General features: G+C 60.9%; 29 protein-coding genes. 18 read left to right on the top strand and 11 right to left on the bottom strand.

All coding sequences use genetic code 11. The features are described from left to right. Positions 1–10 precede the first annotated feature (10 nt). From purH to JT51_RS13930, 5 genes are all read left to right on the top strand, one after another. A complete protein-coding gene (gene purH, locus JT51_RS13950; protein ID WP_037313633.1) occupies positions 11–1,600 on the top strand; it encodes a bifunctional phosphoribosylaminoimidazolecarboxamide formyltransferase/IMP cyclohydrolase in 1,590 nt (529 codons plus the stop codon). Next, positions 1,600–2,076, top strand: coding sequence for a signal peptidase II (gene lspA, locus JT51_RS13945; protein ID WP_037313631.1), 477 nt, complete (start codon positions 1,600–1,602; stop codon positions 2,074–2,076). Before purH ends, lspA begins: the two co-directional genes overlap by 1 nt. Before the next feature lie 50 nt (positions 2,077–2,126). Next, complete coding sequence (locus JT51_RS13940) at positions 2,127–2,645, top strand: DUF3035 domain-containing protein (RefSeq protein WP_037313628.1); 519 nt, start codon at positions 2,127–2,129, stop codon at positions 2,643–2,645. An 80-nt stretch (positions 2,646–2,725) separates the two neighbouring features. Continuing rightward, on the top strand, positions 2,726–4,066 hold the full coding sequence (locus JT51_RS13935) for a M16 family metallopeptidase (RefSeq protein ID WP_037313626.1): 1,341 nt from the start codon (positions 2,726–2,728) through the stop codon (positions 4,064–4,066). Next, complete coding sequence (locus JT51_RS13930) at positions 4,063–5,373, top strand: M16 family metallopeptidase (protein ID WP_037313624.1); 1,311 nt, start codon at positions 4,063–4,065, stop codon at positions 5,371–5,373. The genes JT51_RS13935 and JT51_RS13930 overlap by 4 nt, the downstream gene beginning before the upstream one ends. Positions 5,374–5,395: 22 nt before the next feature. Here JT51_RS13930 and JT51_RS13925 read toward each other — a convergent pair whose 3' ends face one another. From JT51_RS13925 to deoC, 3 genes are all read right to left on the bottom strand, one after another. Further along, on the bottom strand, positions 5,396–6,223 hold the full coding sequence (locus JT51_RS13925; protein ID WP_037313621.1) for an SDR family oxidoreductase: 828 nt from the start codon (positions 6,221–6,223) through the stop codon (positions 5,396–5,398). A gap of 25 nt (positions 6,224–6,248) precedes the next feature. Next, the gene (locus JT51_RS13920) at positions 6,249–8,582 is read right to left on the bottom strand and encodes an aldehyde dehydrogenase family protein (protein WP_037313618.1); all 2,334 of its coding nucleotides are present in this window, start codon (positions 8,580–8,582) and stop codon (positions 6,249–6,251) included. A gap of 75 nt (positions 8,583–8,657) precedes the next feature. Next, positions 8,658–9,656, bottom strand: coding sequence for a deoxyribose-phosphate aldolase (gene deoC / locus JT51_RS13915; RefSeq protein ID WP_037313616.1), 999 nt, complete (start codon positions 9,654–9,656; stop codon positions 8,658–8,660). A gap of 198 nt (positions 9,657–9,854) precedes the next feature. Here deoC and JT51_RS13910 point away from each other — a divergent pair, with 198 nt between their 5' ends. The 6 genes from JT51_RS13910 (at position 9,855) to JT51_RS13885 (ending at position 17,163) form a co-directional block, all read left to right on the top strand. Beyond that, entirely contained in the window at positions 9,855–10,808 is a 954-nt protein-coding gene (locus JT51_RS13910; protein ID WP_037313613.1) for a metal ABC transporter solute-binding protein, Zn/Mn family, read from the top strand. A 3-nt stretch (positions 10,809–10,811) separates the two neighbouring features. Further along, entirely contained in the window at positions 10,812–11,615 is an 804-nt protein-coding gene (locus tag JT51_RS13905) for a metal ABC transporter ATP-binding protein (RefSeq protein ID WP_037313610.1), read from the top strand. A gap of 3 nt (positions 11,616–11,618) precedes the next feature. Continuing rightward, positions 11,619–12,824: a metal ABC transporter permease gene (locus JT51_RS13900; RefSeq protein WP_037313608.1), complete on the top strand. Its 1,206-nt coding sequence runs from the start codon at positions 11,619–11,621 to the stop codon at positions 12,822–12,824. Continuing rightward, positions 12,821–13,750, top strand: coding sequence for a metal ABC transporter permease (locus JT51_RS13895; RefSeq protein ID WP_037313606.1), 930 nt, complete (start codon positions 12,821–12,823; stop codon positions 13,748–13,750). Before JT51_RS13900 ends, JT51_RS13895 begins: the two co-directional genes overlap by 4 nt. A gap of 280 nt (positions 13,751–14,030) precedes the next feature. Continuing rightward, on the top strand, positions 14,031–15,881 hold the full coding sequence (gene mutL, locus JT51_RS13890) for a DNA mismatch repair endonuclease MutL (RefSeq protein WP_037313603.1): 1,851 nt from the start codon (positions 14,031–14,033) through the stop codon (positions 15,879–15,881). 52 nt (positions 15,882–15,933) lie between these two features. After that, entirely contained in the window at positions 15,934–17,163 is a 1,230-nt protein-coding gene (locus JT51_RS13885) for a DNA recombination protein RmuC (RefSeq protein ID WP_037313600.1), read from the top strand. A 3-nt stretch (positions 17,164–17,166) separates the two neighbouring features. Here the strand turns inward: JT51_RS13885 and JT51_RS13880 are convergent, their stop codons facing one another. The 3 genes from JT51_RS13880 to JT51_RS13870 are packed head-to-tail and all read right to left on the bottom strand — an operon-like array spanning position 17,167 to position 18,948. Continuing rightward, positions 17,167–17,571 (bottom strand): hypothetical protein, encoded by a 405-nt coding sequence (locus JT51_RS13880; RefSeq protein WP_037313597.1) that lies wholly within the window; start codon positions 17,569–17,571, stop codon positions 17,167–17,169. Positions 17,572–17,630: 59 nt separating this feature from the next. Next, positions 17,631–18,281, bottom strand: a complete 651-nt coding sequence (locus tag JT51_RS13875) for a ChrR family anti-sigma-E factor (RefSeq protein WP_037314322.1) — start codon at positions 18,279–18,281, stop codon at positions 17,631–17,633. A gap of 10 nt (positions 18,282–18,291) precedes the next feature. Further along, on the bottom strand, positions 18,292–18,948 hold the full coding sequence (locus tag JT51_RS13870) for a sigma-70 family RNA polymerase sigma factor (protein ID WP_037313595.1): 657 nt from the start codon (positions 18,946–18,948) through the stop codon (positions 18,292–18,294). Positions 18,949–19,094: 146 nt separating this feature from the next. Between JT51_RS13870 and JT51_RS13865 the strand changes: the two genes are divergently transcribed. The 5 genes from JT51_RS13865 (at position 19,095) to JT51_RS13850 (ending at position 21,186) form a co-directional block, all read left to right on the top strand. Next, positions 19,095–19,868, top strand: coding sequence for a DUF1365 domain-containing protein (locus tag JT51_RS13865; protein WP_037313594.1), 774 nt, complete (start codon positions 19,095–19,097; stop codon positions 19,866–19,868). Positions 19,869–19,957: 89 nt separating this feature from the next. Further along, positions 19,958–20,275 carry a DUF3775 domain-containing protein gene (locus tag JT51_RS13860; protein ID WP_037313591.1) on the top strand — a complete coding sequence of 106 codons (318 nt, stop codon included), beginning with the start codon at positions 19,958–19,960 and terminating at the stop codon, positions 20,273–20,275. A gap of 131 nt (positions 20,276–20,406) precedes the next feature. Further along, positions 20,407–20,601, top strand: a complete 195-nt coding sequence (locus JT51_RS21785; RefSeq protein WP_152563355.1) for a hypothetical protein — start codon at positions 20,407–20,409, stop codon at positions 20,599–20,601. Between the two features lie 106 nt (positions 20,602–20,707). Continuing rightward, positions 20,708–20,944 (top strand): DUF1127 domain-containing protein, encoded by a 237-nt coding sequence (locus tag JT51_RS13855; RefSeq protein ID WP_037313588.1) that lies wholly within the window; start codon positions 20,708–20,710, stop codon positions 20,942–20,944. A 41-nt stretch (positions 20,945–20,985) separates the two neighbouring features. Next, entirely contained in the window at positions 20,986–21,186 is a 201-nt protein-coding gene (locus tag JT51_RS13850) for a DUF1127 domain-containing protein (RefSeq protein ID WP_152563354.1), read from the top strand. 77 nt (positions 21,187–21,263) lie between these two features. Here JT51_RS13850 and JT51_RS13845 read toward each other — a convergent pair whose 3' ends face one another. From JT51_RS13845 to JT51_RS13825, 5 genes are read right to left on the bottom strand one after another with little or no spacing between them, the layout of a single operon-like run. After that, on the bottom strand, positions 21,264–22,406 hold the full coding sequence (locus JT51_RS13845) for a saccharopine dehydrogenase family protein (protein ID WP_037313584.1): 1,143 nt from the start codon (positions 22,404–22,406) through the stop codon (positions 21,264–21,266). 22 nt (positions 22,407–22,428) lie between these two features. After that, on the bottom strand, positions 22,429–22,677 hold the full coding sequence (locus JT51_RS13840; protein WP_037313581.1) for a SemiSWEET family sugar transporter: 249 nt from the start codon (positions 22,675–22,677) through the stop codon (positions 22,429–22,431). A 12-nt stretch (positions 22,678–22,689) separates the two neighbouring features. Then, on the bottom strand, positions 22,690–23,736 hold the full coding sequence (locus JT51_RS13835; RefSeq protein WP_037313579.1) for a saccharopine dehydrogenase: 1,047 nt from the start codon (positions 23,734–23,736) through the stop codon (positions 22,690–22,692). A gap of 14 nt (positions 23,737–23,750) precedes the next feature. After that, positions 23,751–24,365 carry a glutathione S-transferase family protein gene (locus JT51_RS13830; RefSeq protein WP_037313576.1) on the bottom strand — a complete coding sequence of 205 codons (615 nt, stop codon included), beginning with the start codon at positions 24,363–24,365 and terminating at the stop codon, positions 23,751–23,753. Positions 24,366–24,385: 20 nt separating this feature from the next. After that, a complete protein-coding gene (locus tag JT51_RS13825) occupies positions 24,386–25,036 on the bottom strand; it encodes a histidine phosphatase family protein (protein WP_037313573.1) in 651 nt (216 codons plus the stop codon). A gap of 372 nt (positions 25,037–25,408) precedes the next feature. Here JT51_RS13825 and gcvT point away from each other — a divergent pair, with 372 nt between their 5' ends. Beyond that, complete coding sequence (gcvT, locus tag JT51_RS13820; protein ID WP_037313570.1) at positions 25,409–26,506, top strand: glycine cleavage system aminomethyltransferase GcvT; 1,098 nt, start codon at positions 25,409–25,411, stop codon at positions 26,504–26,506. Between the two features lie 18 nt (positions 26,507–26,524). Further along, positions 26,525–26,890, top strand: coding sequence for a glycine cleavage system protein GcvH (gene gcvH / locus JT51_RS13815; RefSeq protein WP_037313567.1), 366 nt, complete (start codon positions 26,525–26,527; stop codon positions 26,888–26,890). Positions 26,891–26,969: the final 79 nt, after the last annotated feature.

Genomic DNA, 26,969 nt, shown 5'->3' with positions numbered 1-26,969 from the left:
CTTTGGACCCATGACTGATCTTCATCCCGTGCGCCGCGCGTTGCTTTCCGTTTCCGACAAGACCGGGCTGATCGAGCTGGGCAAGGCGCTGGCCGAACGCGGGGTCGAGCTGTTGTCGACTGGCGGCACGGCACGCGCGCTGCGCGATGCGGGGCTGGACGTCAAGGACGTCAGCGAGATCACCGGCTTCCCCGAGATGATGGATGGCCGGGTCAAGACCCTGCACCCGATGGTGCATGGCGGCCTGCTGGCCCTGCGCGACAATGACAGCCACGTCGCCGCGATGGACGAACACGGCATCGGCGCGATCGACCTGCTGGTGGTGAACCTCTACCCGTTCGAGGCGACTGTGGCCAAAGGCGCGGGCTATGATGAATGTATCGAGAACATCGACATCGGCGGCCCTGCGATGATCCGCGCCGCCTCGAAAAACCATGCGTTCGTCAACGTCGTGGTGGATGTTCAGGATTACGACGCGCTGCTGGCCGAACTGGCGGCGAATGACGGTCAGACTTCTTATGCGTTCCGCCAGACCCTGGCGCAGACGGCTTATGCCCGCACCGCGGCTTATGACGCGGCCGTGTCGAATTGGATGGCCGATGCGCTGGCCGCGCAGGCCCCCCGCCGCCGCGCCTTTGCCGGTGAGCTGAAGCAGACCCTGCGCTATGGCGAAAACAGCCATCAGCAGGCGGCGTTCTATACCGATGGCACCAACCGCCCCGGTGTCGCGACCGCCCTGCAGCATCAAGGCAAGGAGCTGAGCTACAACAACATCAATGACACCGATGCCGCATTCGAGCTGGTGGCCGAGTTCAACCCGGCCGACACCGCCGCCTGCGCCATCATCAAACACGCCAACCCCTGTGGTGTGGCCAAGGGCGCAACCCTGCTGGAGGCATATAAGGCCGCGTTTGATTGCGACCGTACCTCGGCCTTTGGCGGCATCGTGGCGCTGAACCAGCCGTTGGACGCCAAAACCGCGCAGGAAATCACCGGCATCTTTACCGAAGTGGTGATCGCGCCGGGCGCGTCGGATGAAGCCAAGGCGATTTTTGCCGCCAAGAAAAACCTGCGGTTGCTGACAACCGACGGCCTGCCCGATGTAACCGCAGGCGGCAAGACTGTCCGTCAGGTCGCCGGCGGCCTGCTGGTACAGGACAAGGACAACGGGTTTGTCGGCATGGATGACCTGAAGGTCGTGACCAAAAAGGCCCCGACCGAGGAACAGATGCGCGACTTGCTGTTTGCCTGGAAGGTCGCCAAACACGTCAAATCCAACGCCATTGTCTATGTCAAAGACGGCGCGACCGTGGGCGTTGGTGCGGGCCAGATGAGCCGTGTGGATTCGGCCCTGATTGCTGCCAAAAAAGCTGAGCGCATGGCCGAGGTTCTGGAGCTGCCACAACCGCTGACCATCGGATCCGCCGTGGCGTCGGACGCGTTCTTCCCCTTTCCTGACGGCCTGATGGAAGCCGCCGAAGCGGGCGCGACCTGCGTGATCCAGCCCGGCGGCTCGATGCGCGATGACGAGGTGATTGCAGCCGCGGATGAGGCCGGTCTGGCCATGGTCTTCACCGGCATGCGCCATTTCCGTCACTGATGCGCTATCGCCTGCTATTCTGGGCCGGTCTGGCCGCGTTTCTGATCGACCAGATCAGCAAATATCTGGTCGTCCACGTCATGCGCGTGGCCGACCAGCCCGGCGGTATCGACATCCTACCCCCGCTGGTCGTGCTCAAATACGGCGAGAATCGGGGCATAAATTTCGGCCTGTTTCAGGGCAACTCTGATGCCGCCCGCTGGGTGTTGATCGGTGTTTCCCTGGCGATCTCGATCGGCGTGCTGATCTGGCTGATGCGGACGGCACCGTCGAAATTGATGCTGTTGTGCGGTGGGTTGCTGATCGGCGGGGCGCTGGGCAATGTCGTGGACCGGCTGCTATATGGGTATGTTCTGGATTTTCTGAACATGTCCTGCTGCGGCATCAACAACCCGTTTGTGTTCAATCTGGCAGATGTGTTCATCTTTGCCGGTGCCCTCGGACTTGTGTTGTTCGAGGGTAAAAAGCCCTCGTGACGTGCCCGGGAAAATGGGCTAAAAGCGCTTGAAACTGGCTGGAGACTCTGATGCGGTTGCCGCGTTCCATATTTGCTGTGACATTGGCCTTTGCGGCTGCGGGATGTTCCAATATCGGCCTGCGCCACCTTGAAGCGCCGGGCCCGGGACCGGATGAGTTTTCGGTTCTGCCGGTCAAGCCATTGACCCAACCCAAGGACTATAAGTTCCTGCCCGCCCCGACACCGGGCGGTGCCAACCTGACCGATCCGAATCCCAAGGCGGATGCCATTGTGGCGCTGGGCGGCAGCGAGGCGGCGTTGAACGCCAATGCGGCCATTCCCTCGTCGGATTCGGCGCTTGTGACGGCCTCCAGCCGCTATGGCGTGCCGTCGAACACGCGGCAGGTCGTCGATTCCGAAGATGCCAAGTTCCGCAAAAAGCAGGGTCGCCTGACCCGCCTGCGGCTGTTCAAGGTGGACCGCTATTCACAGGTCTACCGTCGCGAAGCGCTGGATGCCAACCAACAGAACGAAGCGGCGCGTCGCGCGGGGATTGAAACGCCCTCTGCGCCGCCGGCCAATGAATAATCCTTAACTTTTCGTCATCGGCCTTGAACCTGCGCCGCGCCACCGTAGTTTGAAACATGAAACGAAACGGAGGATGCCCCATGGTTCGGGCTCTGGCGCTGTCTGCCGCCCTGATGACTGCAACCCCTCTTTTGGCCAAAGAGGGGGCCGAAGCGGTAACAACTTTCACGCTGGATAACGGCATGGATGTCGTGGTGGTGGAAGATCACCGCGCGCCTGTCGTGCAGCACATGGTCTGGTATCGCGCCGGTTCAGCGGATGAACCGATCGGGTCATCGGGTGTGGCGCATTTTCTGGAACACCTGCTGTTCAAGGGCACCGACACGCTGGCGCCGGGTGAATTCTCGGCCACTGTCGCGGCCAATGGCGGCAATGACAACGCGTTCACGTCATACGATTACACCGCCTATTTCCAGCGCGTCGCCGCCGACCGGCTGGAACTGATGATGCGGATGGAGGCGGACCGGATGCGCAACATCCGCCTGAACGAAGAGGATATCGTCACCGAACGCGACGTGATCCTGGAGGAACGCAACCAGCGTACCGAAAACAGCCCGCGCGCCCTGTTCGGTGAACAGTTGAGCGCGGCGCAGTATCTGAACCACCGCTACGGCGCGCCCATTATCGGTTGGAAACACGAGATGGAGGCGCTGGACATGGAGGACGCGCTGTCCTTCTATCAGACCCATTATGCGCCCAATAACGCCATTCTGGTTGTGACCGGTGATGTCGAACCCGACGAGGTGCGCGCGCTGGCCGATCAGTATTACGGCGTGATCCCTTCGAACCCGGACCTGCCCGAGCGGGTCCGGTCGCAGGAGCCGCCACAAACGGCCGAGCGTCGTCTGACCTTCAAGGACGCACGCGTGTCGCAGCCTTATGTTCAGCGCAGCTATCTAGCGCCCGAACGTGACCCGGGCGCGCAGGAAAAGGCCGCCGCGCTGTTCCTGCTGGCGGAATTGCTGGGTGGTGGCACAACGTCCTACCTGAACGAAAAACTGCAATTCGAGCAGCAAAAGGTTGTCTACGCCGGTGCGTTCTATCGCGGTGTCTCGCTGGATGACACGACCTTTGACCTGCTGGTTGTTCCCGCCGAAGGCGTCTCGCTGCAAGAGGCCGAGGACGCCATGGATCAGACCGTCGCCGATTTCATCGCCGAGGGCGTAAACGAAGAAGATCTGGACCGGATCAAGATGCAACTGCGTGCCGCACAGACCTATGCGCGTGACAATGTGGACGGGATCGGCAACCGTTATGGTCGTGCGCTGACCAGCGGCCTGACAATCGAAGACGTGCAGGCCTGGCCGGATGTTCTACAAGCGGTGACCGGGGATGAAATCATCGCCGCCGCGCGCGAGGTTCTGCAACCGGAAACATCGGTCACCGGCTGGCTGATGAAAGACGATGAGGTGACGCAATGAAGCGGATTTTTGCAACCCTGATTGCCTTTGTCGTCGCTCTGCCCGCCTGGGCCGAGATTGAGATCAAAGAGGTCACCTCACCCGGTGGTATCACCGCTTGGCTGGTCGAGGATCACTCGATCCCTTTCACCGCGCTGGAGCTGCGGTTTCGCGGCGGCACCTCGCTGGATGATCCGGGCAAACGCGGTGCCATCTATCTGATGAGCGGCCTGATCGAAGAAGGCGCAGGCGACATGGATGCCCGCACCTATGCGCGCGAGCTGGAATCGCTGGCGGCCTCGTTCAGTTACAACGCGTCCGACGATTCGGTGTCGATTTCCGCGCAATTCCTCACCGAAAACCGCGATGACGTGATCAGCCTGCTGCGCACCACCATCCATGAACCTCGGTTCGATGAGGACGCGGTCGAACGTGTGAAGGCACAGATTCTGTCGGGCTTGCGTTCGGATCAGACCGACCCCAACGACATCGCCGGGCGCAGTTTCGCCCGGATGGCTTATGGCGATCACCCCTATGGCTCTGAAGGCAAGGGCACGATCGAAAACGTCAGCGCGTTGACCCGCGATGATGTGGTCACCGCTTATGACAATGTGTTCGCCAAGGATCGTCTTTATGTCGGGGCTGTGGGCGATATCACCGCCGAAGAACTGGGCGTGTTGCTGGACACGCTGCTGGCTGATCTACCCGAAACCGGCAAGCCTATTCCGGGCCGCGCCGAGGTGAATATCACCGGTGGCGTCAGTGTGATCGAATTCGACACGCCGCAATCGGTGGCCCTGTTTGGCCATGCGGGGATTGACCGCGACGATCCCGATTTCTTTGCCGCCTTTATCTTGAACCATATTCTGGGTGGCGGTGGGTTCGAAAGCCGCCTGATGCAAGAGGTGCGCGAAAAGCGCGGCCTGACTTATGGGGTGGCAACCTATCTGGTGCCCAAGGATCTGGCTTCGGTCTATCTGGGATCGGTGTCCTCGGCCAATGATCGCATCGCTGACGCGGTCGCGGTGATCCGGGATGAATGGGCGCGCGCCGCGTCTGATGGCGTGACTCAGAAGGAACTGGATGACGCCAAGACCTATCTGACCGGTGCCTATCCGCTGCGCTTTGACGGCAATGGTCAGATTGCCGGGATCATGGTCGGGATGCAGATGGAAAACCTGCCCATCGACTATATCGCCACCCGCAACGACAAGGTGAACGCCGTGACATTGGAGGAGGTGAACCGCGTGGCATCCGAGTTGCTGGACCCCGACGGGCTGCATTTCACCGTTGTCGGCAAGCCCGAAGGGCTGGAAACCACAAACTGATCGAAAGGGGGCTGAGCGGTGCTCAGCCCTTTTTCCCCGATGCGCTGCGCAGCATCTGCCCCATCATCTGTCCGAATTTGCCCGAGCCGCGCTGATACAGCGCGCCGTCCACGGACAGAACCGTTCCGCTGATATAGCTGGCCATGTCCGAGCAAAGGAACAGGCAGGCATTGGCAACATCGCCAACCGTTCCCCAGCGGCCAATGGGGACGTCTGCGCGCAGGTGTTCCTCGGCATCCTTGGTGGGGGCCAGACGTCTGGCCCCTTCGGTGCCCTCGATAAACCCGGGCACGACCGAGTTCACGCGGATACCTTCGACCCCCCATTCCATCGACAGGGTGCGGGTAATCTGATCGACCCCGGCCTTGGCGGCGCAGACATGCGCCTGGCCCTCATAGGGCAGAAACGACTGCGGGGCCGAGATGTTGATGATGCTGGCACCGGGACGTTTCAGATAGGGGTATGCCCCCTTCATCACGTGGACCGTGCCCATCAGGTCGATGTCGATCACCGTCTTGAAGGCGCTCACCGACATTTCCGAGGTCAGCGCGGGGAAATTCCCAGCCGCCCCGGAAACCAACACATCGAAATCACCCAGCGCCTCGTGGAACTGTTTCAGGCCCGCGGCCACCGCGTCGGGATCACGCACATCAAAGGCCGTGCCGATGGCATCCGCCGCGCCCGCCGCCTGTAGCGCGGCAACGGTATCATCCACCTTGTCCTGCGACCGGCTGGCCACGGCCAGTTTGGTGCCTAGGGCTGCAAAGGCCTCGGCAATGCCCCGGTTGATTCCGCTGGTGCCGCCGATGACGACGACGGTTTTACCCGCGAAGGTCGCTGAAAAGTCCATGTAGGTCTCCCGTGAAACGGGGGCCCTACTCGCCGTAGGGCACCCAGATGTTCTTGATTTCGGTCGCAGCCTGCAGGAAGCGGCGTGAATGGTCTACGCCCCAATCGGTTGCCGTCGCGTTATTGACCCAGGTCCGTTTCAGGTTCCCGGCGGATACGACCTCAATCTCTTTCGACAGGTCCGTGGACGAGAACGACCAGACCGCATCCACGTTCAGATGCGAGGCCAGCGGTTTCGCCAGCTCCGCGTGGCTGCCGGTCAGGATATTGACCACGCCCGCAGGCACGTCCGAGGTTTCCAGGATCTGATAGAAATCCGTCGCCGCCAGCGGATAGGGCTCGGACGCGGCCAGAACCACACGGTTGCCCATCGCAATTGCCGGTGCCATGGCCGAGACCAGACCCAACAGCGGTGCCTCATCCGCGCAAATCGCACCGATCACGCCGACCGGTTCCTTCATGGCAATCGCCACGCCCCGGATCGGCACACCATGCACCTGACCGTCATATTTGTCGGCCCAGGCGGCTGCGGTGAACAGACGCTGGATCGAAGCCTCGACTTCTTTCGCGCCGTCTTTCCTGCCGGTCATGGCGTCGATGCGGGCCGCGAATTCATCCGCGCGGGCCGAAAGGTTCTCGCCGATATAGTACAGGATTTGCGCCCGCAGATGGCCGGTGGTCTTGGACCAGCCTTTGGCCCCCGCCGCAGCCTCAACCGCGTTGCGGACGTCCTTGCGGTTGGCAAGGCCCACATGGCCCAGCAGGCCGGATTTACCCCAAACGGGTTTCGAATACCCGCTGTCAGGCCGCGCCTGTTTGCCGCCGACATACATCTTGGCGGTGCGGTCAATCGGATCGACAGGGGCACCTTCGCCGGTGGCTGCTTCGACCTTGGCAAGCGGTTTCGCCTTGCCCTTGGGCTTGGTATAGGCGGTTAACCCTTCCCAGCCCCCTTCGCGGCCAAAGCCGCTTTCGCGCACACCGCCGAAGCCAGCGGCTGCATCGAACAGGTTGGTCGCGTTCACCCAGACCACACCCGCGACCAGCTTGGGCGCAATATCCAGCGCGAGGTTCACATTCTCGGTCCAGACGGTCGCCGCCAGCCCATAGCGGGTGTTGTTGGCCAGTTCGACCGCCTCAGCCGGGGTGCGGAAGGTGGATGACACCAGAACCGGGCCAAAGATTTCTTCCTGCATCAACGGGTCCGAGGTCTCTAACCCCGAGATCAGCGTTGGCGGGTAATAGCAGCCGTTGGCGGGCAGCGCGCAATCCGCTTGATGCACGTGACCAACCGTGTTGCTTTCGACCAGCGCCTTGATGGTCTGCAATTGAACGGGGTCCACAACCGCGCCCACGTCGATGCATTTGTCCAGCGGGTCACCGATGCGCAGGGTGTCCATCCGGGCGCGCAGCTTCTCATGGAAACGATCAGCGATACCTTCCTGAACCAACAGGCGGGAACCAGCGCAGCAGACCTGACCTTGGTTGAACCAGATCGCATCGACCAGACCTTCGATGGCTGAATCAATATCGGCGTCGTCAAACACGATGTAGGCGGACTTGCCACCCAGCTCCAACGTCAGTTCCTTGCCGGAACCAGCGGTTGCCTCACGGATACGGCGGCCCACAACGGTCGAGCCGGTGAAGGCGATCTTGTCCACGTCCGAACCCACGATCATCTCACCCACGGCACCATCGCCGGTGACGATGTTGACCACGCCCTTGGGCAGCCCGGCCTGCGTGCAGATATCGGCAAACAGCAGCGCCGTCAGCGAGGTGTATTCGGCTGGTTTCAAAACCACGGTGTTGCCCATCGCCAGCGCGGGCGCAACTTTCCATGCCAGCATCAGCAGCGGGAAGTTCCACGGGATGATCTGACCGCAAACACCCAGCGCCTCGGCGTCGGGCAACTCGCTCTCCATCAACTGCGCCATGCCCGCGTGGTAATAGAAATGCCGCTGCACCAGCGGGATGTCGATATCGCGCGATTCCCGGATCGGCTTGCCGTTATCCAGACTTTCCAGCACCGCAAACAGGCGCGAGTGCTTTTGCAACAGGCGCGCAATGGCATAGAGGTACCGGGCACGGCCCGCACCGCCCAGTTTCTCCCACTTTGGCTGGGCCTTGCGGGCGGCGGATACGGCGGCGTCCACATTACCCTGTTTGGCCTGTGTCAGCTTGGCCAGAACCTCTCCGGTCGCCGGGTTGCGGCTGTCAAAGCCTTTACCGGGCTTGGTAAAAGTGCCGTCGATATAGTGACCGAACGTGTCGCCTTGATCGACCAGCCAGGCTAGCGCCTCGGCGGCGCTTTCGGGGGCGGGGCCGTAATCCATGGTCTCGAATATCTCTTTGACTGTCATTGTTCTTGTCCTTTTCCCGGGGCTTCGCCCGTTCGGCACTGAAATCGCTCCACCGGAGCGATTTCCGGGCGTGCCTCACCCCATAGAATGACGGTAGCCAGCGGAATACGCGCCCGTCACATAATGTTCCAACTGCCGTTCGATATCGCCCAGCAGAGACGACGCGCCAAAGCGGAACAGGTCGGGTTCCAGCCAGCGGTCGCCCAGCTCGTCCTTGATCAGCGACAGATAGACCAGCGCGTCCTTGGCTTTTGAGATACCGCCTGCAGGCTTATATCCAACCCGATACCCGGTGCGGTCATAAAAGTCGCGGATCGCGCGGATCATCACCAGGGTGACGGGCAGGGTGGCGTTGACGCTTTCCTTGCCGGTCGAGGTTTTGATGAAATCGGCCCCCGCCATCATGCACACCAGCGAGGCGCGCGCGACATTGCGCAGGCTGCCAAGCTCTCCGGTCGCCAGAATGGCTTTGACATGCGCATCGCCACAGGCCACGCGAAAGGCTTTCATCTCATCGTACAAAGCCTGCCAATCGCCCGACAGCACATGACGGCGCGAGATGACAATGTCGATTTCTTCGGCCCCGGCCTTCACACTTTCTTCGATCTCGGCCACGCGCAGGTGGAAGGGGGACAGCCCCGCCGGAAACCCGGTCGAGACCGCGGCCACCGGAATTCCGGTGCCCTTCAGCGCGCTTACGGCGGTTTCGATCATGTCGTGATAGACGCAGACCGCCCCGGTGGTGATCGGCGGCATATCCAGCGCCTGCAACACCGACGGGGCCACCGGCTGGCGCGCCTTGGCGCACAGGCGGCGCACGCGGCCCACGGTATCGTCACCCGACAGAGTGGTCAGGTCGATCATGGTGATCGCCTTCAGCAGCCACGCCGCCTGGTATTCCTTTTTCACCGACCGGCGGCCCGGCAGGGTCGCGGCCCGGCGTTCAATGGCCGAGGTGTTGGCCTGCACAGCGCGCACCCAGTCCAGATCAAGGTCCATACCGGGGTTTCTGGGCTCGGTCACTTGCGGCAGATGCGCGGTGCGCACGGGGCTTTCTGGGCTCTGCGTATCCATCTTTACGTCCTTTGGGAGGTTTACGCCAAAATCGCACGGGTTGCGGATAAATGGAAGGCATCGCGGTACATGTGGCAGATATTTTTTGACCAAATGGACAAAATAAGTGCTTTCTTGCGAATAATTCGCAATTGCGTTGACTTAGTTGAGAATGGTTCGCATATTCATTCTCAAGAGGTAACCGGATTGGGGTCTGACATGATTCGTCGCAGCTTTTTTGCAGCATTGGCTTTTGCTGCTGCAATGCCACTGACGGCCTGGGCCGAGGCACCGCTGAAGGTGGTCGCCACCACAGGTATGATCGCTGATGCGGCACGTCAGGTCGGCGGCGACCAGGTCGAGGTGAAGGGTCTGATGGGCCCTGGTGTCGATCCGCACGCCTATCGCCAGACCCGCAGTGATATCGTCGCGATGACGCGCGCGGACCTGATCCTGTGGCATGGTCTGTATCTGGAAGCGCAGATGGAAGAGTTTTTCCACGACCTTGGACGTAAGCGTACCGTCGTCGCGGTGGCGGAAGGTGTCGAAAAATCGAAACTGCGCGCCCATGACGATTATGCCGACAAATACGACCCGCATGTATGGATGAGCCCGGTTCTGTGGCGCGATGTGGTGGTCGAAGTGCAAAAGGCGCTGACCGAAGCACGCCCCGAGGAGGCGGATATTTTCGCCGCCAACGCGCAGGTGCATCTGGCCGAGATTGATCAACTGGCAGCCTATGGCAAACAAGTGCTGGCCGCCGTTCCTGAAAACAACCGCGTGCTGGTCACGGCCCATGACGCCTTTGGCTATTTCGGCGCGGAGTACGGATACGAAGTTCTGGGCATTCAGGGCATCTCGACCCAATCCGAGGCGGGTTTGAACCGGATCGGCACATTGGTGGATACGCTGGTGGATCGAAAGTTGACGGCGGTGTTTGTGGAAAGCTCGGTCTCTGACCGTTCGATGCGGGCGCTGATCGAAGGCGCAGATGCCAAAGGGCATGACATCGGTATCGGCGGAGAGCTGTATTCTGACGCAATGGGCGAGCCGGGCACCTATGAAGGCACCTATGTCGGGATGCTGGATCACAATATTACCGTCATCGCCGGTGCTTTGGGCGCGGATGTGCCGGACCGCGGCATGAGCGGCAAGCTGTCGGCGGGGTTTTAAGTGATGCTGGAACTGGCGGCAGATAAGGGCGTTTCGGTGGCGGAGAGCGGCGTCGATGACAGCCCGCTTGCCATTCGGGGGATGACGGTCTCTTACGGGCAGAAACCGGCGGTGTTTTCGGTGGATATGACCGTGCAGCCCGGGGCGATGACGGCGATCATCGGGCCGAACGGTGCGGGTAAATCAACCCTGCTTAAGGCTGCATTGGGGATCGTGTCGCCCCTGTCCGGGCAGGTCACCGTTTTTGGCGCCCCGCTGGAACAGCAGCGCGCCCGGATTGCCTATGTTCCGCAGCGCGCCAGTGTGGATTGGGATTTCCCGACCCGCGTGATTGACGTGGTGCTGATGGGCCTGTCACGGCAACTGGGGTTGCTGGGCCGCATTCGCGCCCGTCATATGGCGCGCGCGTTGGACTGCCTGCACCGCGTCGGTATGCGCGATTTCGCAGATCGTCAGATTGGCCAGCTTTCGGGGGGTCAGCAGCAACGGGTGTTTCTGGCCCGCGCGTTGGCACAAGAGGCCGACCTCTATCTGTTGGACGAACCCTTTGCGGGCGTCGATGCAGCCACGGAAAAGGCCATCATCGCGGTTTTGAAATCGCTGAAAGAGGCGGGCAAGACCGTGGTTGTCGTGCATCACGATCTGGCCACCGTCACCGATTACTTCGATCATGTTTTCCTGATCAACACCCGCAAAGTGGCCGAGGGGCCGGTGGCCGAAGCCTTCACTGCCGAAACCCTTCAAGCCGCCTATGGCGGGCGTCTGGCCACCGCTCAGATCGACCAGATTTCGCGCGCGCTGGGATAAATCATGCTTTGGGATGCTCTGACCCTGCAACTGGGTTACAACGCCACGCTGGTCGCTGTTGGCGCGACCCTGCTGGGGGTTTCCGCCGGAGTTACCGGCACCTTTCTGTTTCTGCGCAAACGCGCGCTGGTCAGTGATGCAATCAGCCATGCAACCCTGCCGGGTGTGTGTCTGGCTTTCATGGTTCTGGTCGCGTTTGGTGGGGACGGGCGTAATTTGCCGGGGCTGCTGGCTGGATCGGCTGTCTCGGCCTGGGTTGGCCTGCTTTGCATGAACTGGCTGACCCGAAACACGCGCCTGGCCGAAGATGCAGCGATCGGGGCGATTCTATCGGTGTTCTTCGGCTTAGGCATCGTGCTGTTGACGGTCATTCAAACCATGGGCGTCGGCCGTCAGGCCGGGCTAGAGGGGTTCCTTTTGGGATCAACTGCCGGGATGCTGTGGGCCGATGCGCTGATCATCGCGGCTGGTGGCGCGGCGACGTTGCTGTTGGTGCTGATCATCCGCCGCCCGATGACGATGGTGGCCTTCGATCCCGAATATGCCGCGGCACGAGGGCTGCCAGTTCATCGCATCGACCTGGCCATGATGGGGCTGGTGATGGCGGTGACTGTGGTCGGCCTGAAAATCGTGGGGCTTATCCTGATCGTGGCGCTGCTGATCATTCCCCCCGTGACCGCGCGGTTCTGGACAGAACGATCAGACCGGGTTGTGCTGCTGGCCGGTCTGGCAGGCGGTTTGGCGGGGTATCTGGGGGCGGCGCTGTCGGCCTCGGCCCCCAACCTGCCGACGGGTCCGATCATTGTGCTGGTCAGCTTTGGGTTCTTTGCTCTGTCGCTGTTGTTTGCGCCCGTGCGGGGCGTTCTGGCAGCGGTTTTGCAGCATCTGAAGTTTCAGCGTCGGGTGCATATCCGCCAGGGGCTGCTGGCCTTGGCGCAAGGCCAGAAAATCTATGAACCGCTGACCCTGCGCCTGTTGACGCGCGCCGGGCTGGTTCGGGCCGATGGCGTTGCCACCGAGGCTGGAAAAGCCCGCGCCGCCAAAGCCCTGCGCGACGAAAAACGATGGGAGGTCGTGCGCGCCGATCAGGCGCATGAGGCGACAGCCGCGCTTTATGACGGGTTGCGCGATATCGAGACCGTCCTGACCCATGACCAGATCATCGAAATCGACCGCCAGATTGGCGGCCCGCAGGGGGTTCCGACATGAGTGGTGAAGAATTCGTCCCCCTGTCGCTGACGCCATTGCTGATCGGCACTTTCGCGGCGATTGCCTGCGCGCTGCCCGGCAATTTTCTGGTGCTGCGCAAACAGGCCCTGATCGGTGATGCGATCAGCCATGTGGTGCTGCCCGGGATTGTGGTGGCCTTTTTGCTGACCGGCGCGATCTCGACCTGGCCAATGATGCTGGGCGCGGCGGGCGCGGCCGTAGTGGCCGTGGTGATGATCGAAGCGATCCGGAGGCTGGGTCAAATCGAACCCGGCGCGGCAATGGGCGTGGTCTTTACGACCATGTTTGCCGGAGGTGTGCTGTTGCTGGAACAGACCGACACCTCGACCGTGCATCTCGACGTGGAACATGCGCTCTACGGCAATCTGGAAAGCCTGATCTGGCTGGATGCTGTGGGGTGGTCCTCGTTGCTGGATATTACGGCTCTGGCGGGTCTGCCGCCGGAATTGTCGCGGATTGCCCTGGCGCTGATCGGGGTGACGCTGTTTATCTGGCTGTTCTGGCGGCCGCTGAAAATCTCGACCTTTGACGAGGGGTTCGCCCGCACCATCGGCATTCGCACCGGTGCCGTTGGCATGGCGTTGGTGATCACCGCCGCCATTGCCGCCGTGGCCGCGTTTGACGCGGTGGGGTCGATCATCGTGATTGCCATGTTCATTTGCCCGCCCGCTGCGGCGCGCATGATGACCAACCGGCTTGAGGCGCAGATTGCCTGGAGCGTTGTTTTCGCCAGCCTGTCCGCGATCGCGGGCTATGTGCTGGCAGGCTACGGCCCGCTGTGGCTGGGTGGTGCGGATGCGGTCAGCGCGGCCGGAATGATCGCAACAATGTCCGGTTTGATCCTGGCTTGCGCCGCGTTGTGGGGGCCGTGCCGCACCCGCGCCGGTGCTCCCAGTACCGCTTGAAACGGCATGTTCCCGCTTTTCCTGTTTGCAAAATGTCGGCTGAAATTTGCTCAGATTCACAGCACTGGCAGAGTTAATGACTGTCACGTGGTTTTTCGTGCTAGTTCCCCCGCTATTAAGTTTGAATGACCACCACTCACTTTGGAACGTTCGGACAACCGTGACCAGTTTTGCAGCCTGTATGCGCTGACACGGCACGGTTGTTCGAACGCCCCCTCCTAAAAATTGGAGAAGCCAAACCAGTGGCAGAATCGCGCGCGCATGTGCTAGGTATGGTGGTATGGCGCAGACACACCCCAATATCAGCGAAAACCGCCCCGTAATCCGGCAGCTTGACGATGCAGCGATCAACCGTATCGCGGCGGGTGAAGTGGTGGAACGCCCGGCCTCGGCTGTCAAAGAGCTGGTGGAAAACGCCATTGATGCCGGGTCGACCCGGATTGCCATCGACGTTGCCGACGGGGGCAAGACGCTGATTCGTGTCACCGATGATGGTTGTGGGATTTCGGCACAGGATCTGCCGCTGGCCTTGTCACGCCATGCGACATCCAAGATCGACGGCTCGGATTTGCTGAACATTCACACTTTCGGGTTCCGGGGTGAGGCGCTGCCGTCGCTGGGCGCAGTCGGGCGGCTGACCATCACCAGTCGGGTGCCGGGGACCGAGGCGGCCTCGGTCTACGTCGCGGGTGGCAAGGTCGAGGCGGTGAAACCCGCCGCCCTGCGTTCAGGTACGATGGTCGAGCTGCGCGATCTGTTCTTTGCCACGCCCGCGCGGCTGAAATTCATGCGGACTGACCGGGCCGAGTCTCAGGCGATCACCGACACCGTCAAACGGCTGGCCATGGCCGAACCTGCCATCACCTTCACCCTGCGCGATGTCTCGGGCGGGGGCGAGGGGCGCGTGACTTTCCGCGCTGACCGCGAGAATGGCGATCTGTTTGATGCGCTGCATGCCCGTCTGGCCCGTGTGATCGGGCGCGAGTTTGCCGAGAACGCCCTGCAGATCGACGCCACGCGTGAGGGCATCCGCCTTTATGGCTATGCCGCCCTGCCGACCTATTCGCGCGGCGCGGCGGTGGCGCAGTATCTGTTCGTCAATGGCCGCCCCGTGCGGGACAAAATGTTGACCGGCGCGCTGCGGGCAGCGTATTTCGATTTCCTCAGCCGCGACCGTCATCCGGCGGCGGCGCTGTTCATCGACTGCGAACCGACATTGGTGGATGTGAACGTGCATCCGGCAAAATCCGAGGTCCGGTTTCGTGATCCCGGTTTGGCGCGCGGGCTGATCGTCTCGGCCCTGCGGCATGCGCTGGCAGAGGCGGGGCATCGGGCCTCTTCGACCGTGGCAAATGCGACGCTTGGCGCGATGCGGCCTGAACCGGCGCAACCCGCGCCCGCAAGGGTCTATCAGATGGACCGACCCTCAGCCGCGGCGCGGCAGGTGGCCTATCAGGCGCAGGCACCGGGTTTTGCGGAATTGTCCCATAATTACAGCGGCAGCGTGGTCGAACCCGTGCCTGAACCAATCGAAAGTGCCCCGGTCGAAGACCTGCCGTTGGGGGCGGCGCGCGGGCAGGTGCATGAGAATTACATCATCGCCCAAACCGCTGACGGCATGGTGATCGTTGATCAGCACGCCGCACATGAGCGGCTGGTGTATGAAAAGCTCAAGACCCAGATGGCCGAAACCGGCGTCGCTGCGCAGGCGCTGCTGATCCCCGAGATTGTCGAACTGTCCGAAGGTGATTGCGCGCGCCTGATGGCGGTCGCCGACGAGCTGTCGCGCCTTGGCCTGACGCTGGAGCCCTTTGGTGGCGGGGCCATTGCGGTGCGCGAAACCCCGGCCATTCTGGGTGAGGTCGATGCGCGCGCCATGATTCTGGATATTCTGGATGAGCTGGCCGATCAGGGCGAAAGCCAAACGGTGCAGGCCCGGATCGAGGCGATCCTCAGCCGGGTGGCCTGCCATGGCTCGGTCCGTTCGGGCCGCCGGATGCGGGCCGAGGAAATGAACGCCCTGCTGCGCGAGATGGAGGCGACGCCCCATTCCGGTCAGTGCAATCACGGGCGGCCAACCTATGTAGAGCTGAAGCTGAGCGATATCGAACGCCTGTTCGGGCGCAGTTGATCCTGCGTCCGGGCCGGGCTATGAAGAATAAAACGAGAACATCCGAGGCGACATGATCGAGATTGCTGGCACCCAAGTGGCGTTGAATGACCCCGTTATCCTGATTGGCGGCGGGGTTGTGGCGTTGATCCTGCTGTTGCTGTTCCTGTCGCTGCGCGCGGCCAACCGATCAGCCCGGATGGCGGAACCGCTGGCGCGTCAGATGGCGCATCTGGGCCAGCATGTGCAGCAGTTGGGGCAGGGGCAGGAGCAGTTGCGCGGCGGTCTTCAGCATGTCTCGGACACGCAGGCCAACGCGCAGGTTCAGGTGATCCAGACGGTCGAAACGCGGCTGTCCTCGGTGCAGCAGCAGATGAATGACCGGCTGGCGGATAATGCGATGAAATCCACCCGTGCATTGGCCGAGATGCAGGAGCGGATGAAAGAAACGCTGCATGGGTCATCGAAACAGACGGCAACCTCGCTGACGCAATTGCAGGAACGGCTGGCCACCATCGACAAGGCACAGGACAATATCACCAAACTGTCGGGTGATGTGCTGTCCTTGCAGGACATTCTGTCGAACAAGCAGACGCGCGGCGCGTTTGGTGAGATTCAGCTGAACGACATCGTGTCCAAGGCGTTACCCTCTGACAGTTTCAAACTGCAGGCGACACTGTCGAACGGGCGGCGTGCGGATTGCCTGATCCATCTGCCGAACCCGCCGGGGCCGATTGTGATCGACAGCAAGTTCCCGCTGGAGGCCTATGAGGCGCTGATTGCGTCTACCAATGATGCCGAACTGAAAGCGGCGGTGCAGATGTTCCGCAGCACCGTGCGCAAACACATCACCGATATCTCTGAGAAGTACATATTGGACGGTGAAACCGCCGATGGCGCGCTGATGTTCCTGCCGTCCGAGGCGGTCTATGCCGAGTTGCACGCCAAGTTCCCTGAACTGGTGCAAGAGAGTTTCAGCAAACGCGTCTGGATCGTTTCGCCGACCACCTGCATGGCGACGCTGAACACGATGCGCGCGATCCTGAAAGATGCGCGGATGCGCGAACAGGCGGGGGCGATCCGCAAGGAACTGGGCCTGCTGCACAAGGATGTTGATCGTCTGGGCGACCGGGTTGGCAATCTGGATCGTCATTTTGGGCAGGCGGCCAAAGACATTTCCGAGATCAAGATCAGCGCAGAAAAGGCAGGCCGTCGGGCGCAGCGTCTGGACAATTTCGATTTTGAGGAACTGGCACCAGAGGATCACGCCAATGTGGTCCCATTGGGCAAAACCGAAGGTTAGGCTCTACTGGATCGACAGATCCAGATTGTAGCCAACCGTTTTGCCGGTGTCCCGGTCATTGCCCATCAGATAAACACGGATTGTGTAATCTCCATCCTCAGGCAGGTTGATCCGGGCCGTATTGCCGTTGATTGACCCTACATAGATCGCCGCGCCGTCACTGCCCGGCGGCAGGATGTTAAAATAGATCACCCCGTTACCGTTTGTGGCGCTGACCTGAAGTTCGGCGAACATTTCCTGCCCAGACTGAGCGCCCAGGGTATAGTCAAAATACTCGTCTCCGGTGATCGTGCCGTTGACCATCGTGCCATAATTTCCGGGCGCAAAGGTGACCTCGGCCGCGCGCTGTGCGGCAGCAGCGTTGGCGAGGCTGATCAACAGGGTACATAGCGCAAGGCCGTATCGCATGAGCTGCTCCTTAATCAGACAGGATGCCGGGTCATTGTTGCACGATACGGTCCGCTGCCTCAAATCTGCAGGAAGGGCTGCAACAAACGTGGCACCAGCTTGTTGAATTTCAGCGGTGCATCCGTCACCGCCAGACAGATGCAATCTTCGGTAATATCCGCAGTTGGCATGTGATGCAGGTCCTCATCTGCAATCTCGACATCGCCGCGGATAAAATGATCAACCTCATCCGAGAAGGCACCTTGTAGAACCATCGTCAGTTCCACGCCGTTGTGGCTGTGGTCCGGCACGGCAGCACCGGCGGGGATGAACAGCAGCCGAGCGGTGGCGTCGCGTGTGGTGGGCAGGATCGCCTGTTTCACGCCCATTCCGATGCGTCGCCACCGAATATCGTTCACGTCACCGCCCACGTAATCCTGAAGCGGTGCGGGCAGAACGGAACATCCCGGACGAACCGGTTTCGCAACTGGTGCGCCCTGGGCGATCAGCGCCATGGTTGCGGCCAGCGCGCCATCCCCCATACTGTCCGAGGTGTCCTGATCCTGCAGGACACAGCCGCCGACGGCGTCAAAGCTTTCGGCCTGGGCGCGGCAGTGGTCGCACAGTGATAAATGCGTGGCGACCATCAGATCGAAGGCTTCGGGCAGGCTGCCCGCAGCATAGGCCATCAGCAGGTCGTCTGTCAGGTGATGTTTGATCTTGTTGTTCATCTTCGTCATCTCAGTTCATTGCGTGGCGCAGGCGGTCCAGCGCCAGCCGTATCCGTGATTTGATCGTTCCCAAAGGCAACCCGGTCTGAGATGCGATTTCTCGATGGCTCAGATCGCCGAAATAGGCTTTTTCGATCAGCTGTCTCTGCGCATCTGGCAACGCCGCCATGGCGTTACGCAGCTGCGCGGTTTCCTGTTGCAGCGCAACTATGTCGTCCTGACCCGGTTCCGCCTCGGGACCCCATCCCAGGTTCTCGGGTTCGGGGCGGCGTTGTTTGCGCAGGACGTCGATGCGCTTGTTTCTTGCAATCGTGAACACCCATGTGGCCACGGTCGCCCGTGTTGGATCAAACAGATGCGCCTTGTGCCACAGGGTCGCCATCACCTCTTGCGCGCATTCTTCGGCCAGCGTTACATCTGATCCTGACTTGATCAGAAACGCCTTGATGCGGGGCGCGAAGTGCTGGAACAGCTCGGCGAATGCCGCCTGATCCTGCGCGTCCCGAATGCGCCTGATGTGGCTCACCCACTCGGCCCTGGTGTCGCAACTGCCATCCGCTTTGTTCACCGGCTTGCCCCTGATGCGTTTCTTTGCGCGCCAAGGTTTCAACGCAGGCCCGTTGGCCGCCGGTTCATCCATGGTCACGGTATCGATCTCGGTAAACATAACCACACTACGCGGGTCGGCCCAAGGCGGATCACTTTATTCGGTCATTTTGATCCGCATTGGGCCAAATTCCGTATCCTCCTGTATAAGCTGATGAGGAAAAGAATGCCGATAGAGCAGTTTACAGGCAGGTTGAGGATTTTCGCGTGAACAGGGTCGATCATATCGCGGGCCACACCTTTCACGGGCGAAAAGGTGCGATTCAAAACGCGTTTCGCTATTCCGTCGACTATATCCTGCTGGACCCCGAGCACCCGCCCAAGACCCCGGCGCTGTTTTCCATTAACCGGACAAACATCACCAACTGGCGTGACCGCGACCATGGCGGCGTGCCACGGCACGGGCGCGGTGCCGCGTGGCTGCGAGAGCAATTCGACCAGATGGGCGTGGCGCAACCGGACCGTATCACCCTGCTGACGCAGCCGCGTGTTCTGGGTCATGTGTTCAACCCGGTCAGCTTTTGGTTCTGTTTCGACGTTCAGGGGCGGGTTTATGCCGTGGTGGCCGAGGTCACCAACACATTTGGCACGCGCCACAGCTACCTGTGTCACAATCCCGGCTTTTCACCGATCAGACCATCGGACCGGATCGTGGCGGACAAGCTGATGCATGTCTCGCCGTTTCAGAAGGTCGAAGGCTCTTATACCTTCCGGTTCGATTATCGACTGGATCGGGTGGGTGTCTGGATCGACTATGGGCGCGAGGACGGCGGGCTGATCGCAACACTGACCGGCCCCCGAACACCGCTGAGCAACCGCATCATTCTGTGGTCGCTGTTGCGCCGCCCCTTCGGTGCCCGCCGTGCGTTTGTCCTCATCCTGTGGCAGGCGCTGAAATTGTGGGTGAAAAAGGCCCGGTTCCGCCCGTTTCGTACCGCCCCTGTGCCAGAGCGTCAGATTTCCCGCATCCGCAAGCCCTGAGCCGCCGGTTTGTTTGCGTAAGATCAAAGACTCAGACCGCGTCCAGTGATTGTGGTAGGATGAAAACCGCGAACACGAGGAGTTGGGTCATGTTGGAAATCTCGGCAAGAAAAATCGCTCAGGTCGCCATGATGGGGCGTGAGCTGGGTCGGGCCGAAGGCGAGCTGCGCGCCTTTATCGGCCGGATGGGCGAGGATGAGCAGGCCGAGCTGGTCGCTGTCATGTGGATCGGTCGCGAGAGCTTTTTTGCCGAGGATCTGGCCGAAGCCGTCGCAACCGCCAAATCCGAGGCCTCAACCCCCTGCGCCGATTATCTGATCGGCACGCCGCACCTGTCGGATCATCTGGAAAACGGTCTGGATGCGTTGGGCATTTCGGCCGAGGATGTGGAAAACGATCTGATGTAGGTCGGCCCCCGGACGACCGGCAGAAGCTGGTTCAGGTTCTGACAGATGACGGCACTGCATGTCCCGAGTCGCAGGCACAGATTCTGGATATCTACAATCCACAGCTGGATACAAATGCATCCTAAGCGGGCTTGACCACGCTTGCCGTCAAGGCTTGGGGAACGGATACGCTGACCACGCCATTTCATAATGTGGCGGATTGTGAAGGTATTGATCCTGCTGCGTTCTTCCTGATCCAGACCGTGCTGAACACTGATGAGCCTGAGGAAACCGCACGTCCTAGAAGCAGTTATAAGTCAGCACATAAAGTATTTTGTGATCACTGATTTTCAAATCTAAACCGAAGTTAACCCAAAACAACGGCACCGTTAATCCTGACTTCTTTAGTCTGTATGCAACAGGAAACGCATTTCAGAGTGAAAGGAGAAAGCCATGGGATACGCACACACAGTTGCCCCGCAAAAGGGGCTCTTCTTTGGTATGTTCTCAAACTACGCCGAGGCGCGGGTCGAGCATTTCCGACGCGGGATCTATGCAAAGACCGTCCGAGAGCTGGAGTCGCTCAGCGACAAGCATCTGTGCGACATCGGGATGTCGCGAAGCGAGGTCAAAGAACGCGCCTATCAGAGCGTCTATCATCAGCAACCCTATCAACGCCACGTGCAGTGATTTGCGCACCGCCGCGTCCGATATGAAACATGGAGGAAAGAATGCTGGATTCAAAACCGAACCGGGAAACACCGATTAACGCCAGCACGGTGTTGTTGTTCGACCGGGCGATGCGGCTGCAGGCGATCAGGTCGGACATCGTGCGCGCGGCGCAAGAGTTGGACGGGCTGTCTGACCACGAATTAGCCGATCTTGGCATCAACCGCAGTGACGTCAACGATACGATTGAACGCTATATCTGATCAGTCGCGATGCAGCGCGAGACGATGGAAAAGCCATTCCGACACCTCGGAATGGCTTTTTTCAGGGCGGTCAGCCCTCAGGCCGTGTGATCCACCATCTGAAGATGTTGCGCCAGCCTGTCGATCTGGGCCATCCAGTCCTGAACCAGTTTCGGGTCGCTGGGGGCGGCATGTACGCCTGCCGGGATCGCGCGGTTCAGGACCGCTTCGACCGCCAATGAAACGGGAATAGAGACCAGGCGCGCCATGGCGGTGCCGCGCGCGTCGCCCCAGGCGTCCATCACATAGGTCTTGTGCCAGACCGGGGTGCCGTCCTTTTCCGCCTTCAGGCTGACACACAGGACCACGCGGTCCGGTTCGCCCTCGTCATAGGCGTTTTCGTCCCAGAACTGATCTGACATTTCTTTCAGGCGGGCGTCACCTTCGGGGCCTGACAGGGTCTCGATTTCGGTGAACACATCTGACCACGCATCGGCCCAACCGTTCAGGCGCAGGGTGCCGCGAACGAATTCCTTGACTGGCCAGTGCTGTTCAAAGTGGTACTGCGCCATGAACGGAATCGAGTCGCGGTTCGGATAGACCTCGAAGCTTTCCGGCGTGGGCAGCGGCGCGATATAGCTGCTGATCGCATCCCATGGGCGGGCGACGTCCAGAGGGGCATAGTCCCGGATCGACTTGGACGGCGACCGCAGCGCCTTGAGCACACCCAGCGGCGACCAGCTGAATTTGTACCGGAACGGGTTGGGGTGTTTCGGGATGCCGCCGCAGTATGAAATAAAGCTCAGGTGGTTTTGCGCATCGAACGCATCCGAGGCGCGATAATCATCCACCAGCGCGTGTGCCATCAGATGGTCGATGCCCGGGTCCAGCCCGACCTCATTGACCAGCGCCACACCGGCCTCGCGGGCTTGTTCGTCCAGCGCGCGCATGTCCGGCGCGATGTACGAAGACGAGACGAAGTTCGCCTCTTTCGAAATTGCCAGCTCTGCCAGCGGCACATGCCAGTCGCCGGGCAGCATCGAGACGACCACATCGCCTTTTTCCAACACCGCGCCCAATGTGTCGATGTCAAAGGCGCGGATGTCGTCGGTCAGGTCTCCGACCTCGGCCCGGGCTTTGTCGATTGTCCGGTTCCAGACGGTGACCTTATGCCCGCCTTCGATCAGGCGACGCAGGCCGGGGATGGCCGATAGGCCGGTGCCACACCAATGGATGGTCATTCGTTCGTTCCTTTCAAGCTGCTCAGCCGAATTTCAGTTTCGCGGTCACAATCGCACCGACCAGAAGGATCGATATCACATTGCCAAAGATCAGCGGCCATGCCGCGATCATCACCCCATAGATCAGCCACAGGGTCAGCGTGGTCAGGATCAACAGATTGGCGGGCAGAGACAGATCCTTGGTTTCGCGCGTGCGCCAGGTTTTCAGGGTCTGCGGCAGCCAGCAGATGGTGCCCAGAATGGCGGCGGCCGCTCCGATCAGATGTTCCATGGATGTACCCACCTAGACATGATTGCGGAACTCGTCCCGCGCGCGTCCCCAGACACCGCTTTCCAGATCGGTCAGGGTCCGCAGCGATGGCAGCAGTTGTGCGGCATAATCCTGCGAGCTTTCCACCGGCAGCATCGACGGCAGGTTGTCGATTGCGATCACATCCAGCACCGGGTCGTTTGCCACGCGCAGGGCGGGCTGATCCCATGTGGTGGCGCGGTCATAGACTGGCACCGGGTTGTAATCACTGTCCGGATCACAGGCGACATCGCCGATGGCGGTCAGGGTGCGCGGGGCCGTCAGCGCCGCGCGCGGGACAAAGACCGGGGTGCCGGGGCGGGCGAAGATACAGTTCAGAAACAGGTTGTGGTTCAGGATTTCCGGAAATGGCCCACCGCTGGCCGTTTCTGCCATATCCCATTTGGTGACGCTGACGCCCATCGCCTCGCACAGATCGGCGGCACCGGTGCCGACACGGCCCAAAGCCCCGATGACAATGGCGCGGGGGCGCGGCTGTCCGGTGGCGTCCAGCTCGGCCAGCAACTCCGCGTTCAGCGCGTCCTTGCCCGGATAGACGCCCACTGGTGGGCATTCCTCATCCCGTTGCTGCGCCGCCCATGTTTTCAGCGTTACCGCAGCACCGGCATAACCCGCCCAGTACCCAAACGCGGCAACGCGGCGGCGGCCTTCATCCACAAGGTATTCCAGATCATACAGCGTGCCGCCGCCGACCTTGAACCGCTGCAACAAGGCGCGGCCGGAATGCTGGCCCTTGTAGGCATGGCCAAACATGATGTGGCGGTGGGGCAGGGGCGAACCGTCCTCGGGCAGTTCCTTTAGGCCAAAAATGATCGCATCCAGCGGGGCCTGGGGCCAGGAGTTCTCGGGCGCGATTTCACATCCCGCGTCCCTGTATCCGTCAATCGGAATGGCCCGCACCCGGCTTTCCTCGACCGTCACCCGGATACCTGCAGCGATCAGATCGGCGGCACCCTCGGGCGTCAGCCCCACCCGTTCTTCGTTGGGACGCTGTTCAGCCCGGACCCAGAGATGTGTCATGCGATATCCTTTTGTCAGAGCATTCCGGCGGCCCGTACCGCCTGAACCGAAGGCCGTGCCTCCATCGCCGCGCGAAAGGTCAGAATTTTCGCAAAGGCGGAAACGTCCACGCCATCGCCTTCCAGCCAGCTACAGACCACATAGAGGTACGCGTCGGCCAGCGAGAACGCCTCGCCCAGCACAAATGGCCCGCGCAGCCCGTTTGCGACGATGTATTCGCAAGAGGCGGTCATCGTCTGCGGCACCTTGTCTGTCATGTCTTTCCAACTGGGTTTCTTGTTGGCCCAGCGGTGCCCCCGCATCTTGTGCGCGTGGTTCACGTGCATGGTCGAGGCCAGATAATACATCACCTCACGCATCCGGGCCGCCATGACCGGATCATCGGGCACCAGCCCGGCACCGGGTGCCTTTGCGGCGATGTAATCCAGCAACGCACCGGTTTCGGTCAGGATGCCGCCATCGACCACCAATGCCGGAACCCGACCCTTGGGGTTGATCTGTCTGTAGGCGGGTTTGGTCTGTTCGCCTTCGGCAAAGTCCAGACGGATGGCCTCATACTCCAGTCCCGCCTCTTCCAGGGCAATCGCAACTGCGACCGAGATGGTGTTGGGAGCATAGTAAAGCTGCATCGGGAAGGCCTCTGATTTGGTTACAGGTGGGTCTGCGCAAACTGCCGGTCCGGCGCTTCCAGATGCGGGACAGCGTTGAACAGAACCGGGCTCAGCTGTGTGCCGATTGGGCGCAGACGATGCATCGACGTGTTCATGATGGCAAGAGCCACGCGCGCCATTGACGATATGTCCAGCCCCATGGCCTGCCGTACCACCATCGAGATCAGCGCCCCCGACGTCACCACAATGGCAGGCCCGCCCTCGGTCCCGATATCGCGCAGCGCGTTCTGGACGCGGGATTCGAACTGCTCGAATGTTTCGGGTGTGTCCTTGATCTTGCCGCTGGCCCATGCGGCAAAGGTGCGGGGCAGATGCTCTACGAACCCTTCGCGGTCGGCGGGAACCGCCACACCGTGTTGTTCTTCGAACAGTTTGGCGAGGGTAAAGTACTCGATCTCATTCAATCGGGGGTCGCGCACCGGTTCCGGCAGCCCCATGCTGGCGGCGGTTTCGGCGTGCCGGATCAAAGTGCCGCAGTAGACCCGCGGATGATGCGCCCGCGTATCCTGCAAATGCGCGCCCAGCCAGCGTGCCTGTTGATGGCCCAACTCGCTGAGTTTGTCGTAATTCGCTTCGTCACGTGCGCCTGTGTTGGCCTGACCGTGACGAACCAATGTGATATGTGACATGGCGATCCCTCTTGACCGAAGTCTTAGGGCAGGTTTGGAACAGGGACCAGAGGGGTTCGGCCGGTGCCGGGTAAAAATCGGTGCCCCTCGGGCCTTGAACCTTCACGCTTATATGACCTGCCTGTCCCGATATCGCCCGTCGCGGATGTTGCGTAACGGAAAAAAGTTTCCTATAGGATACAAAACTGCTGCATGCGGCGGCATACATTTTGTACCAAAGCCTGTGTTCACGGCTCTGTTGATGGCTAAAGACCCAGTTCTGTTGACTTGCGGCGTTGCCGTGGCAACGTTGATGCTGAATGGCCTTGGCAGGGGATTGCCCATGCGAAAATGCGCAGTGCTGTAGGATATGGATATCGAAAGGACGCTGACATGACGGACGCACCGAAACGCACTCCTCTCCACGCTTTGCATGTTGAGTTGGGGGGTAAGTTGGTTGATTTTGCGGGCTGGGAGATGCCTGTTCAGTATCCATTGGGTATTATGGGAGAGCATCAGCATTGCCGGGAGAAGGCGGCGGTTTTTGATGTGAGCCATATGGGTCAGGTGATCCTGCGCGGCGAGAATGTGGGTGAGAAGCTTGAGGCGCTGTGCCCGCAGGCTTATGCGACGCTGAAGCCCGGCAAGGCGCGGTATGGGTTTTTCACCAACGCGGATGGCGGGATCATGGATGATCTGATCGTGTCGAATGCGGGGGATCATTATTTTGTGGTGGTGAACGCGGCGCTGCGGCATCAGGATATTCCGCATATGAAAGCCCATCTGGACGGCGTCGAAGTGATCGAGATCTTCGACCGCGCGCTGGTGGCGGTCCAGGGCCCCAAGGCCGAGGATGTGGTGGGCGCGCTGTGCCCTGCGGCCCGCGATATGAAGTTCATGGAAACCATCGTGGCCGACATCAATGGCGTTGAATGCCGTATCTCGCGTCTGGGATACACGGGCGAGGACGGGTACGAGATTTCGATCCCCGAGGACCAGGCGATCGAGGTCACCAAGGCGTTCCTGGCGCATGAGGATTGCGAACCGGCGGGTCTGGGCGCGCGCGACAGCCTGCGGCTTGAGGCGGGTCTGTGTCTCTATGGCAATGACATCGACCAGAGCACCTCGCCGATCGAGGCCAGCCTTGGCTGGGCGATCCAGAAGCGGCGCAAGGAAGAGGGCGGTTTCCCGGGCGCCGAGCGCGTGCAGAAAGAGCTGGCCGAAGGGGCATCGCGCAAGCTGGTGGGCATCAAGCCGACAGGCCGTGCACCGGCGCGTCAGGGCGTGGAAATCCAATGCGCGCAGGGCAATACGATTGGTCAGATCACCTCGGGCGGGTTTGGCCCGACGGTTGGCGGGCCAGTGGCGATGGGTTATGTCGCGGCGGGTCATGGCGAGCCGGGCGAGGTGGTGAACCTGATGATCCGGGGCAAGCCGCAACCGGCGCAGATTGTGGCGCTGCCTTTTGTCACCCAGAATTACAAGCGTTGAAGTCAGGAGAGAGAAGACATGGCAACCTATTATTCCGAAGAGCATGAATGGCTGACCGTCGAAGGGGACGTGGCCACGCTGGGCATCACCAAACACGCGGCTGAACAGCTGGGCGACGTGGTGTTCGTGGAACAGCAGGAAGCAGGCGACGATTTTGAAAAGGGCGGTGAGATCGGTGTGATCGAATCCGTCAAGGCGGCGTCCGAGCTGTATGCGCCGGTTGATGGCGAGATTGTCGAGGTGAACGAGGCGCTGGCCGAGAACCCCGGCGCGCTGAACGAAGACCCCGAGGGCGCGGCCTGGATCTACAAGATCAAGGTGACGGATGCGTCACAGCTTGAGGATCTGATGGATCTGGACGGCTACAAGGCCCTGATCGGCTAAATCCCACGGCGGATCCTTACGCGGGTCCGCTTCTTCATCTGGCTAAAAATATCTCCGCCGGAGGCTCCTGCCAGACCGG

The organism is Ruegeria halocynthiae, from assembly GCF_000743705.1.
In the GTDB taxonomy this organism is placed as follows: domain Bacteria; phylum Pseudomonadota; class Alphaproteobacteria; order Rhodobacterales; family Rhodobacteraceae; genus Ruegeria; species Ruegeria halocynthiae_B.
Note: the sequence above shows the minus strand (reverse complement) of the source record. Positions and strands in the feature narration are given on the sequence as shown.